The following is a 15774-nucleotide window of genomic DNA, read 5'->3' as shown; positions in this document are numbered from 1 at the left end:
TCCCTGCGCGGCCCTATTATGGCTGCGACTGGCGGTGCTCGGCGGGGTTCGTCACGAATTGGCCTGAACGCCACCTGGGGGGAGTTGCGACGGTGAGCACCATCCAGTTTCGCCGCACGGCGCGGATGAGCGCTCCCCGGACCCCGGGCGGCGAGGTGCACCTGGAGCCGCCGCCGGAGGTGCCTCGCCTCGTCCCCGGTGGGCTGCTGATGAAGCTCATGCCGGTCGTCATGGTGGTGGCCGTGGTGGGCATGGTCGCCCTGCTGATCACCTCCGGTGGAGGTCTGAACCCGGCGTCGCTGCTGTTCCCGATGATGATGCTGATGTCCATGGTGGGAATGTTCGCCGGCGGCGGCGGGCGCAGCGGGGGCCAGCGCAAGGCCGAGATGAACGAGGACCGCAAGGACTACCTGCGCTACCTGGGCCAGATGCGGGGCCGAGCGCGCCAGGCCGGCAACGACCAGCGTGCCGGCCTGGAGTGGGTGCACCCCGATCCCGAGGCGCTGTCCTCGATGGTGCGCACCCGCCGGATGTGGGAGCGCCGCACCAGTGACGCCGACTTCTGCCACGTGCGAGTGGGCCGCGGCCACCAGCGGCTGGCCACCCAGCTGGTGCCGCCGCAGACCGGGCCGGTGGAGGAGCTCGAGCCGATCGCCACGGTGGCACTGCGCCGCTTCGTGCGGGCGCACTCGGTGGTCAGCGAGCTGCCCATCGCCATCTCGGTGGGCGGATTCGCGGCCGTGGAGGTGGGCGGCGACGAGGACGCCGCGCGGGCGCTGACCCGGGCGATGCTGGCCCAGCTGGTCACCTTCCACTCGCCGGAGGACGTGCTGGTGGCCGTGGTCGCCGGCCGGGTCCAGCGCGCCGAGTGGGAGTGGGTGAAGTGGCTCCCGCACGCCCAGAACCCGCACCGCACCGACGCGCTGGGGTCGGAGCGGATGCTGTTCTCCTCGCTGGCCGAGCTGGAGGAGTCGCTGCAGGAGGTGCTGGCCGACCGCGGCCGCTTCAGCCGCAACGCCGCGCCCGTGCCCGACCAGCCGCAGCTGGTGGTGGTGGTGGACGGTGGCGACGTCACCGGCACCGAGCACGTCCTGCTGGAGGAGGGTCTGGCCGCGGTCACCCTGCTCGACCTCTCCGCCTGCCTGGGCACGCTCGCCTCGCGCCGCGGCCTGCGCCTGGTGGTCACCGCGGAGGGTGTCGGCGCCCGCAGCGCTGCCGGGGTGGAGCGCTTCGCCGATCCCGACGCGATGAGCGTCGCCCAGGCCGAGGCGCTGGCCCGACGGCTGGCCCCCTACCGGCTCGGCGCCGGCGGTGCGGACAGCGGGGAGGACCCGCTGCTGTCCAACGTGGGCTTCCTGGACCTGCTGGGCCTGCCGGACGCCATGACCTTCGACGTGGCCCAGGCCTGGCGCCCCCGTCCGCTCCGCGACCGCCTGCGGGTCCCGGTGGGGATCGGCGAGCACGGGGAGCCGGTGGAGCTGGACATCAAGGAGTCCGCCCAGGAGGGCATGGGACCGCACGGCCTGTGCATCGGCGCCACCGGCTCGGGCAAGTCGGAGTTCCTGCGCACCCTGGTGCTGGGCATGATCACCACCCACTCCTCGTCCGCCCTCAACCTGATCCTGGTGGACTTCAAGGGTGGCGCGACGTTCCTGGGGCTGGAGAGCGCGCCGCACGTGGCGGCGGTGATCACCAACCTGGCTGACGACCTGACCATGGTCGACCGCATGAAGGACGCTCTGGCCGGGGAGATGAACCGTCGCCAGGAGCTGCTCAAGAGTGCCGGCAACTTCGCCAACGTCAAGGAGTACGAGCGGGCCCGGGAGAACGGGGCCAACCTCGACCCGCTGCCCGCGCTGTTCATCGTGGTGGACGAGTTCTCCGAGCTGCTCAGCCAGAAGCCCGACTTCGCCGACCTGTTCGTGGCCATCGGCCGGCTGGGTCGCTCGCTGCAGATGCACCTGCTGCTGGCCAGCCAGCGGCTGGAGGAGGGCAAGCTGCGCGGGCTGGACAGCCACCTGTCCTACCGGATCGGGCTCAAGACGTTCTCCGCGTCGGAGTCGCGCACGGTGCTCGGCGTCCCGGACGCCTACGAGCTGCCCAGCATCCCCGGGTCGGGCTACCTGAAGCTGGACACCTCCACCCTGGTGCGCTTCAAGGCCGCCTACGTCTCCGGGCCCTACCGTGCCGCTGACAACGGCCAGCCGGCGGTCACCGCGCCGGTGACCGCCACCCGCCGCCCCCGCTGGTTCGGTCCGGAGCGCACCGAGCCCGACGCCGTGGAGCCGGTGCTCGCCGAGCCGGCGCTGCCTGGCGCCCCGGCGCCGGTGCCCGAGTCCGGTGTGGAGGACACCCTGCTGGACGTGGTGGTGCGTCGCCTGGAGGGGCAGGGCCCGGCCGCGCACGAGGTGTGGCTGCCCCCGCTGGAGGTCTCGCCCACCCTGGACCAGCTGTTGCCCCCGCTGGCGGCCACCCCCGACCGGGGGCTGAGCCCGGTGGGCTTCTTCGGCAACGGCCGGCTCACCGTGCCCATCGGCATCGTGGACAAGCCCTTCGAGCAGCGGCGCGACCAGCTGTGGGTGGACCTCTCCGGCGGTCAGGGCCACATGGCGGTGCTGGGCGGACCACAGACCGGCAAGTCCACCGCGCTGCGCACCTTCATGCTGGCGCTGGCGCTCACCCACACCCCGGCGGAGGTGCAGCTGTACTGCCTGGACTTCGGCGGCGGCACCCTCGGGCCGATGGCGGCCCTGCCGCACGTGGGCTCGGTGGCCGGCCGGCTCGACGCCGACCGGGTGCGGCGCACCGTGGCCGAGCTGACCGGCCTGGTGCGCCGCCGCGAGCAGCGCTTCCGCGACCTCGGCATCGACTCGATGGCCGAGTTCCGGGCCCGCCGGCGTCGGGGCGAGCTCCCGGAGACCGCCGAGGACCCCTTCGGGGACGTGTTCCTGGTGATCGACGGCTGGCTGGCGTTCAAGACCGAGTTCGAGAGCCTCGAGCAGTCGGTGATGACGCTGGCGGCGCAGGGGCTGTCCTACGGCGTGCACCTGGTGGTGGCCAGCGCCCGCTGGGCCGAGATCCGCCCCGCGCTGAAGGACCTGCTCGGCACTCGGGTGGAGCTGCGCCTGGGCGACCCGTCGGAGTCCGACGTGGACCGGCGGGTGGCTGCCAACGTGCCGCAGGGCCGGCCTGGACGCGGCCTGTCCCGGGACAAGCTGCAGATGCTCGTCGCGCTGCCGCGGGTGGACTCCCGTGCGCAGGCTGACGACCTCACCGCCGGCATCGCCGACGCCGCGGCCCGCCTCACCGAGGCCTGGCCCGGGCGCCCGGCCCCGCCGGTGCGGATGCTGCCGGAGCGCTACCCCTTCGAGGCGCTGCTCGCCGCGACCGAGCAGGACCCGCGCGACCCGATGCGGATCCCCATCGGCATCGACGAGGACGAGCTGGCGCCGGCCTACCTGGACTTCGCGGCGGAGCCGCACCTGCTGGTCTTCGCCGACAGCGAGTCGGGCAAGACCGCCCTGCTGCGCAGCCTGTGCACCCAGGTGATGGCCCGGACGACGCCCAAGCAGGCCAAGTTCATCGTCGCCGACTACCGGCGGACGCTGCTGGGCGTGGTGTCTGGTGACCACCTGGCCGGCTACGCCGCCTCCGCAGCGGTGCTCACCGACATGATCAACGAGATCGTGGTGTACCTCAACGCGCGCATGCCGGACAGCTCGGTCACCCAGGAGCAGCTGCGCGACCGCTCGTGGTGGAGCGGGCCGGAGATCTACGTCGTGGTGGACGACTACGACCTGGTGGCCACCGGCAGCGGCAACCCGCTGAGCCCACTGGTGGACCTGCTCGCCCAGGCCAAGGACGTCGGCCTGCACCTCGTGGTCACCCGACGCAGCGGCGGAGCCGCGCGAGCGCTGTACGACCCCGTCATCGCCCGGTTGCGCGACCTCGCCTCACCTGGTCTGGTGATGAGCGGCAGCCGGGACGAGGGCGCCCTGGTCGGCACGGTCAAGCCCTCCGCGCAGCCGCCCGGGCGTGGGGTGCTGGTGAGCCGCAAGCTGGGTCAGCGGCTGGTCCAGCTGGCGTGGTTGCCACCGCAATGAGCCTCGCGGTGGCCGTGGACCTGGGCAGTGCCTCCACCTGCGTGGCCATCTCGGTGGACGGTGAGCCCGCCCGGATCGTGCCGATCGACGGGGCACCCACGATGTCCAGCGCGGTGTACGCCGACGGGCACGCGCTGTTCGTGGGGGCAGAGGCGGATGGTCAGGCGGCGCTGAACCCGGCTCGCTACGAGCCGACACCCGTGCGACGCATCGACGAGGACTCGCTGCTGCTGGGCGAGCAGGTGGTGCCGGTGCGGCGGGCGCTGGCCGCGGTGCTGGCCAGGGCGGTGCGAGAGGCCGTGGCCGCGGCCGACGGCGAGCCGGTGGACGTGCTGGTGCTGACCCACCCCGCCGAGTGGGGCCCGGTGCGGCTGGAGGTCCTCACCTCGGCAGCACAGGGCCTGGCGCCGCGGGTGGTGGCCGTGCCCGAACCCGTGGCGGCGGCCCTGGCCCACGAGCCGCCACGCACCGGTGCGCTCGTGGCGGTGGTGGACGTCGGGGCCGGCAGCACGGACGTCGCGGTCCTGGAGGGTGGTGCCACCGGCTACCGGGTGCTCACCACCCGCACGGACGGAGCTCTGGCAGGCGCGGAGATCGACCTGCTGCTGCTGGCCGAGCTGGGCCGGCGAGTCACCCCGCAGCAGCGGCCCCGCTGGGACGCGGTGCTGCGGGGCAGCGGGCTCGGGCCGCGGCAGCGCTACCTGGCGCTGCGCGCCGACGTGCGGACCGCCAAGGAGAGTCTCTCCCGCCACTCCTACGCCGACGTCCCGCTGCCCGGTGGGCTGCTGGACGGCCACCTCACCCGCGCCGACCTGGAGCGGCTGATCGGCCACCGGGTGGATGCCGTGGTGGACCTGCTCGAGGACGCCCTGCGCCAGGCGGGCGCAGTGGACCGCCGTGGCGGCTGCCGCGCCGAGGTGCTGCTGGTGGGCGGTGCCTCGCGCACGCCGCTGGTCGCCTCCCGGATCCACCAGCGGCTCGGTGTGCTGCCGCGCACCACCGAGCACCCGGAGACGTCGGTGGCCCGCGGGGCGCTGCGGGCAGCTCCCCCGGAGCCCGAGAACACCGCAGAGAGGGTGCCCGAGCGGGCTCGGTCGGCTGCGGACCGGCCGGTGTTCGGTGCGGTGGACGACAGCCGTGCCGGGCGGCGGCGGGCCCGGCGCCGGCGGCGGCGCGTGGTGGCAGCCGCGGTGCTCGTCCTGGCCGCGGGTGCGGTGGGGGCGGTGCTGGTGGCCCAGCGCCCGACGGCACCGACCACCCAGGTGGTGGCCTCCGGTCGCGCCACCATGACCGTGCCCGTCGACTGGCAGGAGTCCTACCGGGGTGAGAGCACGACTCGTACTCGCCTCGAGCTCACTCCCACCGGCACCCCGCCGGAGCCGCAGCGCATCCTGCTGGTGCAGATCACCGTCGGCACCTCGCTGAGCCAGGCCGAGCTGGCCACCGCGCTGCAGCAACAGCTGGCGGTGGAGCAGCGGGCTGGCAAGCAGTACGCCGACTTCGCGGCCGACACCCGCTACGCCGACCGGGCGGTGACGTCCTACCGGGAGCTGCGCCCCGACGGTGCCGTCGTGGACTGGTACGTGCTGGTGCAGCAGGGCACCCAGGTGAGCGTGGGTTGTCTGCACGCTCCTGGTGTCTCCACCCTGGACGCGGCGTGCACGCAGGCGGTGCGCACCGTGCGGGTGGGCCAGGGCTGAGCGGGGCTCAGATCTTGTGCGCGGCCTCCAGGCCGTCCAGCACCACTCCCGCGGCGCGCCAGGTCCCGTCGATCTTGGCCGTGGTGAGAGCCCGGGTGAGCGGGCTCTTCAGGCCGATGCTGTTGGCCCAGGCCACGGCGCGAACGGACTGGAACAGCGCCGTCGTGGTCTGCGTCTGGCCGAAGACGTCGCCCACCAGCCACAGCTGGAAGAACGGCTCCAGGTCCACTCCGTAGACCGCGCGCATGCGCTCGACGATCGACGGAGCGGCGGCGACCAGGGACTCGCCGTACACCACGTAGTCGCGCAGGTGCGAGTGCTTGGTGTCCACCGCCACCAGCGACTGGGGGAAGTCCACCACCAGGTGGGTGGCGATGCCCTCGGAGACGATGCGTCCGGGGCTGCGGTCGCACTGTGCCGTCAGGTCGTAGTACGCCTGCCAGTACGGCGTGGGCTGGCCGCCAGTGAGGTGGCGGTGGAAGTTGTCCAGGTAGGTGGCCACGAAGTGCACCGACAGCGCGCGTGCCCAGGCCGGGTCGGCGAAGGTGCCGTCGTCCAGCGCGGGAATCGTCTTGTCCAGGATCTCCTGGTAGACGACCGCGAAGGTGCCGCGGTGGTCACCGGCGTCGGTGAGGCGCTGGACCAGCTCGCCCACCCGCGCCCTGGCGTCCTCGATGCCGGTGAGGGTGGAGGTGTCGGTGAGCGTGACCAGGCGCTGCTGCTGCTCGGCGGCGAAGTCGACCCGGCACACCGACGAGCTGGCCGGCCCGGCGGGTGCAGCCGAAGGTCCGGCGACGGCGGCTGCTGGCGGCGCGAGCACCGCCAGGGCCAGGGTGATGCCGGCGATCTTCGAGGCCTTGCGCACGAGAAGTTCCTCCTTGACGACGAGCGTGGTGGGTCCCCAACCAGAGGTGCGGCGTTGGTCAGGCGTCACAGAGAGTAACGCCCCGGATCGGGCGCCCGGGAGGCTGTTCCGGACAACGTTGCGGCGGACCAGCTTCCGAGTGATTTGCAGAAGCAACCGACTTGACACGTTCTCGGAGACGGCGGGAACCGTTCCGCGAAGCCCCTACGTCGTAGTGGTTGCCAACAGCAAGGCCAGCGCCGCCGGGTGCCGGTCACCGCAACCCGAGGCGAACTACTCCAGGAGGATCCGCATGTCCGCAACTGTCGCAACACCGGAAGAGCTGGCCACCGCGTCGAGCAAGGCTCAGGACACCGCCCAGCAGGTGCAGGGCGAGCTCAGCAAGCTGCGCGGCACCGTCTCCGGCATCAGCGCGTCGTGGGCCGGCGACGCCCAGCGCGCCTTCGGGGCCCTCATGGAGCGCTGGGACGTTGACGCCAAGAAGCTCAACGAGGCGCTGCTGGCCATCAGCGACAACCTGGCCGCCGCGGGCAAGGGCTTCGACGCCACCCAGCAGGACCACGTCAGCTCGATCAACAGCGTGGGCAGCTCCCTCAACCTCTGATCCGGCCGTTCCGCCCGGCTCACCAGCAGCACCTGGCCGCCCCGCCACCGGGGTCCGGCCGGCACCACCCCACTGACCCGCAGCACTTACCCAGGAGGACCAGATGAGCGGTTTGATCAAGTACAACCACGGGGCCATCGACACCGCCAGTGCGGAGATCGCCACGTCGAGCCGGGCCATGAACGGCCAGCTGGACGACCTCAAGGCCGCCCTGCGCGACATCGAGAGCCGCTGGGAGGGTTCCGGCTCCGCTGCCTACCTCGCTCAGAAGGCGAAGTGGGACCAGGCGGCCGCGGACCTGAACATGGTGCTCGCCCAGATCAGCCAGGCCGTCTCCCGCGGCAACGAGGACATGCAGGTCAAGGACGGTCAGGTCAGCAAGTCCTTCGGCGGCTGAGCAGGCCCACGGACAGCTCCTCGACGCTCCGACGACCCGGACACCCCACGGCGCTACAGTCGTGGGGTGTCCGTGTGTCAGCCAACCGCGAGGGGGCTCTCACCAGCACGGGCAGGGCCCTTTTGACCCATGGGGACCCGGGACGGTATCGTCTGAGGTCGGCGTGCGGAGCGCTGTACCTGAGGCTGCTTCACTGGCCCAGGTGCACGAGCCCCGGTCGTTCCCGACCGGTTGGCCGACACCCGGCCGGCTTCGGCCACCGGGTACCAGCCCAGCCGCACCGTCAGACCTGCACCACCCGAGAAGACGAGGAAGTCCTGTGCGTACGTACAGCCCCAAGGCCGGTGACGTCACCCGTACCTGGCACGTCATCGACGCCACTGACGTGGTGCTCGGTCGCCTGGCGACTCAAGCGGCAACCCTGTTGCGCGGAAAGCACAAGCCGATCTTTGCGCCGCACGTCGACACCGGTGACTTCGTCGTCATCGTCAACGCGGAGAAGATCGCCGTGAGCGGCAACAAGCGCGACGCGAAGTTCATCTACCGCCACTCCGGTCACCCGGGCGGCCTGCGTCGCCGGTCGGTCGGCGAGATGATCGAGAAGCAGCCGGACCGCTTGGTCGAGAAGGCCATCGAGGGCATGCTGCCGAAGAACCGTCTCGGCCGGGCCATGATCAGCAAGCTCAAGGTCTACGCGGGTCCCGACCACCCGCACACGGCCCAGAAGCCCACCCCGTTCGAGATCACCCAGGTTGCCCAGTGACGGCACCGGAGGAGCAGCAGATGAGCACGCCCGAGTTCGCTGACGACGTGGTCGTCGAGCAGGTGGACGAGACCGCGGAGACCTTTGAATCGGCGCCCGTGGCTGCCCGCCCCGCCCCCATCGTGATGGACCGTCCGGTCCAGACCGTCGGTCGCCGCAAGGAGGCCGTCGTTCGGATCCGCCTCGTGCCCGGCACCGGCAACTACACCCTGAACGGCAAGTCGCTCTCCGAGTACTTCCCGAACAAGGTGCACCAGCAGCTCATCAACGACCCCTTCGTGGTCGCCGAGCGCACCGAGATCTTCGACGTGCACGCCCGCCTCACCGGCGGCGGCACCTCGGGTCAGGCCGGCGCCCTGCGCCTGGCCATCGCCCGTGCGCTCATCGAGGTCCAGCCCGAGGACCGTCCGGCGCTCAAGCGCGCTGGCTTCCTCACGCGTGACCCGCGCATGACCGAGCGCAAGAAGTACGGCCTGAAGAAGGCGCGCAAGGCGCCTCAGTACTCCAAGCGTTGATCCCCAGCCGGCCGCGAGGCCGGTGAGGCTCGACAACGTCACCACACGTGCAGGCGCTCCGCTTTGTCGGGCGCCTGCACTTGTGCGTTCAGCGGCTGCCTCGCGGGGGCGGTCGCAACCAGGCCGTCGCACCAGGAGGTTGTGCAGTGTCCGAAGCTCCCCCCGTCACCGAGAACCCGGCGGCACGCCTGTTCGGCACCGACGGCATCCGCGCCGAGGCCAACTCCACCCTCACGGCGGAGCTGGCCCTGCGGGTGGCCGAGGCGGCGGCCCGGGTGCTGCGCGAGTCCGGGCTGGACCACCGCCCGGTCGCGGTGGTCGGACGTGACCCCCGGGCGAGCGGGGAGATGCTGGAGGCTGCGGTCACCGCGGGCCTCACGGCGGCAGGAGCCGACGTCCTGCGGGCTGGCGTGCTGCCGACTCCAGCCCTGGCCCACCTGGTGGCCGACGCCGGCGCGGATCTCGGCGTGATGATCTCGGCCTCCCACAACGCCATGCCCGACAACGGCATCAAGCTGTTCTCCGCCGGCGGCCACAAGCTGGACGACCGGGTGGAGGACCAGGTCGAGCAGCACGTCGGGCTCTCCTACGAGCGACCCGTCGGCGCGCGCATCGGCCGGGTCCGTGACCTGGCCGACGCCGACGAGCGCTACCTGGCGCACCTGCTGCAGGCCACCGACGGCAGCCTCGCCGGCCTGCGGGTGGTGGTGGACTGCGCCAACGGCGCGGCCTTCGCGGTGGCTCCTGAGGCGTACCGACGCGCCGGCGCCGAGGTGATCGCCATCCACGCCGAGCCGGACGGGCTGAACATCAACGACGGGTGTGGCTCGACCCACCTGGAGGACCTGCAGCGTGCGGTGGTCACGCACGGGGCCGACCTGGGGGTGGCCCACGACGGTGACGCCGATCGCTGCCTGGCCGTGGACGCCACCGGTGCAGTGGTGGACGGCGACGCGATCCTGGCCATCCTGGCGATCGCCATGCGCGACGCCGGCACGCTGACCGAGACCACCCTGGTAGCCACGGTGATGAGCAACCTCGGCCTGCACCTGGCCATGCGCGAGGCCGGAATCGCCGTGCGCACGACGGGCGTGGGTGACCGCTACGTGCTGGAGGAGCTGCGCAGCGGTGGGTTCGCGCTGGGCGGTGAGCAGTCCGGGCACGTGGTGCTGCCCGCCCACGCCACCACCGGTGACGGCACTCTCACGGCGCTGCACCTGATGGCGCAGATGGTGCGCACCGGCTCGTCGCTGGCCGAGCTGGCCGGTGTGCTGCAGGTGCTGCCGCAGGTGCTGGTCAACGTGAAGGTCGCGGACAAGGCCGCCGTCAGCCGCGCCCCCGAGGTCGAGGCGGCGGTCGCGGCGGCCGAGGCTGAGCTCGGGGACACCGGCCGGGTGCTGCTGCGTCCCTCCGGCACCGAACAGCTGGTCCGGGTCATGGTGGAGGCCCCCACCGCAGAGACCGCCCAGCGGGTGGCCGAGGCCCTCGCAGCGCAGGTGCGCGCCGTCTAGCGCTCCAGCACCGGGAACCGCGTGCCAGCACTCCGCGTCTCACCGGCCAGGCGTCCTCGTGGACGCCCTGAGCTGGGGGGAGCTGTTCGAGTGAGTGCACCGGTGAACATCGAGCGGGGCGCGATCGGTCTGCTGGCGTCCAACTTCGACCTGACCGCCGACGCCCTCGCCGCGACCGGCACGGCGATTGGCCACTGCGGGTTTCGGTCGGCCTCCGCCGGTCGCGCCTACGCCGAGGCCGGCGCTGCGCTGCAGACCGGCTATGCCACCGCGGCCTCCGCGGTGCAGGACTGGACGCTGCAGGCGCGCTGCCTGGCCGAGGCGTTTCGTGCCGCCGCCGCTGGCTACTCCGGCACCGACGCCAACACGGCCGACGGACTGAACGGCCCCCCACGGTGAGCGCGCCCAGCGTGGACGAGGTCAAGGCGCTGGTCGCCAGCCCGGGTCTCTCCGACCAGGCCAAGCGAGACCTGCTGCAGTCCTACCTGGCTGCCGCCCCGGGCTCCGACGATGACGAGCTGTACGCCGCCGCTGATCGTCTGGGGGCTGCGTTCCTGCCCGGTCACCTCTCGGTCGTCGAGGCCAAGCAGCTGTCGGAGCGGGTGGCGCAGGCGCACCGGGAGGTGCAGAGCCAGCAGGGCCGTCAGGCGCTGGAGGGGGCACGGCTCGGCGCGGCCGGCTCCAACGAGATCCTCGACCAGGGGGCGCCGGGGCTGCGGTACTTCGAGCACTTCGCTCCGCTGTACCAGCGCTGCATCTCCGGTTCCGACATCAGCCGGGACAAGGCGGTGCAGCTCTACGACGAGCAGCGCGACATCGACCTCGCCACCCTGCGCGCCGATGCCGCGACGATGACGTCGGGAGCGGACCGGTTGGGCGTTGAGCTCGCCCGGCAGCGAGCCGCCTGGGACGCGGTGTCGGGCATCTGGACCGGCCGGGGCGGCGTGGCAGCAGACGCCTTCGTGCGCACGTACCTGACTGAGGCTGACAGCGCCCGAGGGCGGACGGCCGACCTGGCTGCCGCCCTGGGCCCGGCGGCCGACGGGATCGAGGAGTGCGTGCGGGTCCGGGCGAGCGCCGTCGCCGAGCTCTACGCCGCCACCGTGGGCGGCAAGACCCCCAGCCAGATCGACGAGATCATCAGCTTCGCCAAGGACCGCCACTCGGTCACCTCGGCACCCCAGGCCGGGCGCATCCTGCAGATGTTCGGCGGGGGCGTCGGCCCCACCGGTGACGAGGTCGGCGCCGTGGCGAACACAGGGTTGCGCCTGTCGTCTGGCGCGGGCCTCCTCTCCGTGGCTCAGGCGCTGGCCGGACAGACCGAGGCCTACCTCCAGCGGCTCGTGGACCAGGCGGTGCAGTGCAGCCGTGACTTCGTGACCGCCGTGTTCATCCCCGACGTGGAGTCGAGGTGGCGCCTGCTCACCGAGGTGTGCGCCAGCACCGACACCGCCGTGCGAGACCTCTACCGCAGCGTCACCGCGGTGGCCGGTGCCGCCGAGGGGCACCCGTTCAGCGGCACTCCCGGTGCCTTGCCCGCGCTCCCCGGACCTGGGGTGACTGGTCCGGCGGCCCCGGGCTCGCACAGTCCAGTGGCGCCGAGCGGGACCGGTGGGCCGGACGGCTTCGTCGGAGGTGGGCGCACCCCGTCCGACGCCGATGGCTGGGGGCAGACCATGGGGTCGACGCAGTGGGCGGTCGGTACCCGCGCGGCGATGCCGGCCGACGGGCTGCTCAGCCTGGGCGAGTCCGGTGCGGCGGACGCCGTCAGGCCCGCTGGCACGGGCACCAGTGCGGAGGGGACGCAGGTCGGGGGCGTCTCCAGCACAGGTGGGGCGCTTGACGCCACGGCGAACCCGGCGGCACCTCCCGAGGACGAGGTCGGACAGGTGCGCGCCGCCGGAGCTGGCTCCGGCGGCGGCGCGGCGGAGGGTGCTTCTGCCGGTGGACCCGCGGACGTGCCGGCGCGGACGGACGCCGGCACGGGCGCCGTCGCGGCCAGCGGTGGCTCCGGCACCGGGGTCGACTCGGTGGCCGCCGAGTGGGTGGGTGCCAGCGCCCCGATGGCGGCGCTGCACCGTCAGGACGAGCTCACCCCAGCGGCCAGCGGCGACCAGTGGATCGTGGAGAACCAGCGGGACGAGGGTGCGTGGACCAGCGTGGGCTCGGCCCTCACCCCGGGCGCCGCCGCGTCGGCAGGCTCCGATCCCACCCGGGACCGGGGCGACGTCGGGCAGGAGCACTCATGAGCGACGAGGTAGCCCGTCGGTACGCGGAGATCGCCACCCGTCGCGACGAGGCCGTGACGGCAGCTCTGGCCCGGTGGGCAGCCAGCAGAGCGGCCACGACCCGGTCGACAGAGGCGATCGACGCCCGGGCGCAGGCCGCGCTGAGCGCACCGGCAGACACCTGGGTTGGCCCCAGCGGGACGCCCCGGGTCGGTCCGGAGCTGGACGAGCTGGACGCCAACGAGCAGGTCAGCTCCTGGCTGCGCTGATCAGGTTGCCGATGCTGGGTGCGTGGTGCTGCTCGTCCTTCTCCTCGGTGAGGTCCACGACGCGTGCGCCGGGAAGCACGGCCTCGGGCGAGGCCAGCTCGGCGTAACGGTCGTCGCCGGTGAGGGTGGCGAGCAGGAAACCAGTGAACAGCGCCCGCACCAGTGCCTGGGTCTTGCGCTCCGGGCGGCCGTCGATCACCGGGTTTGTCCAGTGCCAGCCCTCGGTGAGGCCCAGGTCGTTGGCCTTCGCCACCTCTCGCAGCGACACGGGGCCGGCCCAGGCGCGCGCAATGCGCTCGGCGTCGCTGTCGCCGGGGGTCTTCTCGTCGCGGGGGGTGCTGAGCAGCAGCGCCGGCGCTCGGCAGTCCTGGGCCGCCTGCACTGCGGACGGACTGGTGTCCGCGGGGGCGAAGCCGGCGACGGCCTTCAGCGCCGGGTTGCGCCGCGCGGCCAGCACGGCAGCGCCGGCACCCATGCCGTGGCCGGCCACGGCCAGGCGGTCGGGCTGCACGCTGATCTCGCCGGGGCCGAGCCGGACGCTGCTGCAGATCTCCAGCGCGGTGGCGAGGTCGGCGGCCATCTTCAGGTGGGACGGCACGGGGCCGCGCTGGGTGGCGGGTGCGGCGGCCACGATGCCCCAGGAGGCGAGGTGCTGCAGCGTGCCGAGGTAGCGCGACACCGGCTGCAGCCACTCGTGCCCAAAGGCCACCGCGGGCAGTCCGAGGCCCTCCTCGGGGGTGAGCACCACGCCCGGTAGGCCGGCCAGGGCCAGGTCTCCGCGCAGCACCCGGTGCGGACCACGCCGGCTCAGGGCCTTGATCAGGTTCTTCGCGTCTTCTGGGGTGTGCTTGGTTCGGGCCACGGGCAGTGACGGTATCCGATTTGTCACTGGCTCACCCTGGGTGTGGTGCTCAGCAACGGACGGCAGCGCCAGTAGTCTCAGAGGTATGTGCGGAATCGTGGGGTACGTGGGCCATCGCCAGGCGGCTGAGGTGGTCATGGAAGGGCTGCGGCGAATGGAGTACCGCGGCTACGACTCCGCCGGCATCGCCGTGGTGGACGGCGCGGGTCACACCATCGTCGACCGCAAGGCTGGTGCGCTGGCCAACCTGGAGGCCCAGCTGACCACCCACGCTGACGGTGCGTTCGCCGGCACAACCGGGATGGGGCACACCCGCTGGGCCACCCACGGCAAGCCCACCGACCGCAACGCCCACCCCCACGTCGATGCCACCGCCAAGGTCGGGGTGGTGCACAACGGCATCATCGAGAACTTCGTGGACCTGCGGGAGGAGCTGGAGAGCGCCGGCGTCGAGCTGCAGAGCGACACCGACTCCGAGACCGCCGCGCACCTGGTGGCCCGGGCCTACGCCGCCGGGGAGAGTGCCGGCGACTTCCCGGCCTCCGTGCGCGCCGTCTGCCGCCGGCTGGAGGGCGCTTACACCCTGGTCTTCACCCACGCCGACCACCCGGACACCATCGTCGCCGCTCGCCGCGCCACCCCGCTGGTGGTGGGAGTGGGCAAGGGCGAGACCTTTGTGGCCTCCGACGTCGCCGCCTTCTTCACCTACACGCGTGACGCGGTCGAGCTGGGCCAGGACCAGGTGGTGGTGGTCACCGCCGAGGGCTACCACGTCACCGACTTCGCCGGCAACGACGTGGAGACCCGTCCGTTCCACGTGGACTGGGACCTGGAGGCCGTCGAGAAGGGCGGCCACGACTACTTCATGCTCAAGGAGATCGAGGAGCAGCCGGCAGCGGTGGCCAACACCCTGCTGGGACACTTCGTCGACAACCGCATCGTGCTGGACGAGCAGCGCATCAGCGACGGTGACCTGCGCGACGTGGACAAGGTCTTCGTGGTGGCCTGCGGGACGGCCTACCACGCTGGGCTGCTCGCCAAGTACGCCATCGAGCACTGGACGCGCCTGCCCGTCGAGGTGGAGCTGGCGAGCGAGTTCCGCTACCGCGACCCGGTGCTGGACCGCTCCACGCTGGTGGTGGCGATCTCCCAGTCCGGCGAGACCGCCGACACCCTCGAGGCAGTACGGCACGCCAAGGACCAGAAGGCTCGCGTGCTGGCGGTGTGCAACACCAACGGCGCCCAGATCCCGCGCGAGGCCGACGCCGTGCTCTACACCCGGGCCGGCCCGGAGATCGGGGTGGCCTCCACCAAGTGCTTCCTGGCGCAGATCACCGCGAGCTACCTGGTGGGTCTGGCGCTGGCGCAGGCGCGGGGGACCAAGTATCCCGACGAGGTGGCGCGGGAGTTCGCCGAGCTGGAGGCCATGCCCGACGCGATCGCTCGGGTGCTCAAGACGGTGGAGCCGGTCCGCGCGCTGGCCCGTGAGCTGGTCAACGCCCCCGCCGTGCTGTTCCTGGGGCGCCACGTGGGGTACCCAGTGGCGCTGGAGGGTGCGCTCAAGCTGAAGGAGCTCGCCTACATGCACGCCGAGGGCTTCGCGGCCGGTGAGCTCAAGCACGGTCCCATCGCGCTGATCGAGGACGACCTGCCGGTCATCGTGGTGATGCCCTCGCCCAAGAGTCGGCCGCTGCTGCACTCCAAGATGATGAGCAACATCCGGGAGATCCAGGCGCGCGGGGCGCGCACCGTGGTGATCGCCGAGGAGGGCGACGAGACGGTGCGTCCCTACGCCGACGACCTGATCGAGATCCCGGCCGTGCCCACGCTGCTGCAGCCGTTGGTGTCCACGGTGCCGCTGCAGGTCTTCGCCGCCGAGGTGGCGCAGGCCCGCGGGTACGACGTGGACAAGCCGCGCAACCTGGCCAAGTCGGTGACCGTGGAATGACCTCGCGCG

Annotated in this window: 13 protein-coding genes; 11 read left to right on the top strand and 2 right to left on the bottom strand. The window is 72.4% G+C overall.

Going from position 1 to position 15774, the window contains the following annotated elements; translation table 11 throughout:
• Positions 1–92 precede the first annotated feature (92 nt).
• Together eccCa and AC3YO9_RS01145 are read left to right on the top strand one after the other, a co-directional pair.
• A complete protein-coding gene (gene eccCa / locus AC3YO9_RS01150; protein WP_489981881.1) occupies positions 93–4103 on the top strand; it encodes a type VII secretion protein EccCa in 4011 nt (1336 codons plus the stop codon).
• Positions 4100–5803: a type VII secretion-associated protein gene (locus AC3YO9_RS01145; RefSeq protein ID WP_489981880.1), complete on the top strand. Its 1704-nt coding sequence runs from the start codon at positions 4100–4102 to the stop codon at positions 5801–5803. The genes eccCa and AC3YO9_RS01145 overlap by 4 nt, the downstream gene beginning before the upstream one ends.
• A 7-nt stretch (positions 5804–5810) precedes the next feature.
• On the opposite strand, the gene AC3YO9_RS01140 is transcribed toward AC3YO9_RS01145, so the two are convergent.
• A complete protein-coding gene (locus AC3YO9_RS01140) occupies positions 5811–6668 on the bottom strand; it encodes a DUF5995 family protein (RefSeq protein WP_489981879.1) in 858 nt (285 codons plus the stop codon).
• A gap of 292 nt (positions 6669–6960) precedes the next feature.
• Between AC3YO9_RS01140 and AC3YO9_RS01135 the strand changes: the two genes are divergently transcribed.
• The 8 genes from AC3YO9_RS01135 (at position 6961) to AC3YO9_RS01100 (ending at position 12955) form a co-directional block, all read left to right on the top strand.
• Positions 6961–7272 carry a WXG100 family type VII secretion target gene (locus tag AC3YO9_RS01135; RefSeq protein ID WP_127783952.1) on the top strand — a complete coding sequence of 104 codons (312 nt, stop codon included), beginning with the start codon at positions 6961–6963 and terminating at the stop codon, positions 7270–7272.
• Positions 7273–7375: 103 nt separating this feature from the next.
• Positions 7376–7669, top strand: coding sequence for a WXG100 family type VII secretion target (locus AC3YO9_RS01130; RefSeq protein ID WP_127783951.1), 294 nt, complete (start codon positions 7376–7378; stop codon positions 7667–7669).
• Positions 7670–7988: 319 nt separating this feature from the next.
• Complete coding sequence (gene rplM / locus AC3YO9_RS01125; RefSeq protein WP_127783950.1) at positions 7989–8432, top strand: 50S ribosomal protein L13; 444 nt, start codon at positions 7989–7991, stop codon at positions 8430–8432.
• The gene (rpsI, locus tag AC3YO9_RS01120; protein WP_241249020.1) at positions 8429–8947 is read left to right on the top strand and encodes a 30S ribosomal protein S9; all 519 of its coding nucleotides are present in this window, start codon (positions 8429–8431) and stop codon (positions 8945–8947) included. The genes rplM and rpsI overlap by 4 nt, the downstream gene beginning before the upstream one ends.
• Positions 8948–9093: 146 nt before the next feature.
• Positions 9094–10458: a phosphoglucosamine mutase gene (gene glmM / locus AC3YO9_RS01115; protein WP_489981878.1), complete on the top strand. Its 1365-nt coding sequence runs from the start codon at positions 9094–9096 to the stop codon at positions 10456–10458.
• Between the two features lie 90 nt (positions 10459–10548).
• Positions 10549–10857: a type VII secretion target gene (locus AC3YO9_RS01110; protein ID WP_489981877.1), complete on the top strand. Its 309-nt coding sequence runs from the start codon at positions 10549–10551 to the stop codon at positions 10855–10857.
• On the top strand, positions 10854–12707 hold the full coding sequence (locus AC3YO9_RS01105; protein ID WP_489981876.1) for a hypothetical protein: 1854 nt from the start codon (positions 10854–10856) through the stop codon (positions 12705–12707). Before AC3YO9_RS01110 ends, AC3YO9_RS01105 begins: the two co-directional genes overlap by 4 nt.
• Positions 12704–12955: a hypothetical protein gene (locus AC3YO9_RS01100; RefSeq protein WP_127783945.1), complete on the top strand. Its 252-nt coding sequence runs from the start codon at positions 12704–12706 to the stop codon at positions 12953–12955. The genes AC3YO9_RS01105 and AC3YO9_RS01100 overlap by 4 nt, the downstream gene beginning before the upstream one ends.
• On the opposite strand, the gene AC3YO9_RS01095 is transcribed toward AC3YO9_RS01100, so the two are convergent.
• Positions 12936–13817 carry a poly(ethylene terephthalate) hydrolase family protein gene (locus tag AC3YO9_RS01095; RefSeq protein WP_489981875.1) on the bottom strand — a complete coding sequence of 294 codons (882 nt, stop codon included), beginning with the start codon at positions 13815–13817 and terminating at the stop codon, positions 12936–12938. The genes AC3YO9_RS01100 and AC3YO9_RS01095 overlap by 20 nt on opposite strands.
• Before the next feature lie 85 nt (positions 13818–13902).
• Between AC3YO9_RS01095 and glmS the strand changes: the two genes are divergently transcribed.
• Complete coding sequence (gene glmS / locus AC3YO9_RS01090; RefSeq protein WP_127783943.1) at positions 13903–15765, top strand: glutamine--fructose-6-phosphate transaminase (isomerizing); 1863 nt, start codon at positions 13903–13905, stop codon at positions 15763–15765.
• Positions 15766–15774 lie beyond the last annotated feature (9 nt).

The organism is Rhodococcus sp. Z6_132 (assembly GCF_058133635.1).
This window is presented reverse-complemented; position numbering and strand designations above follow the sequence as displayed.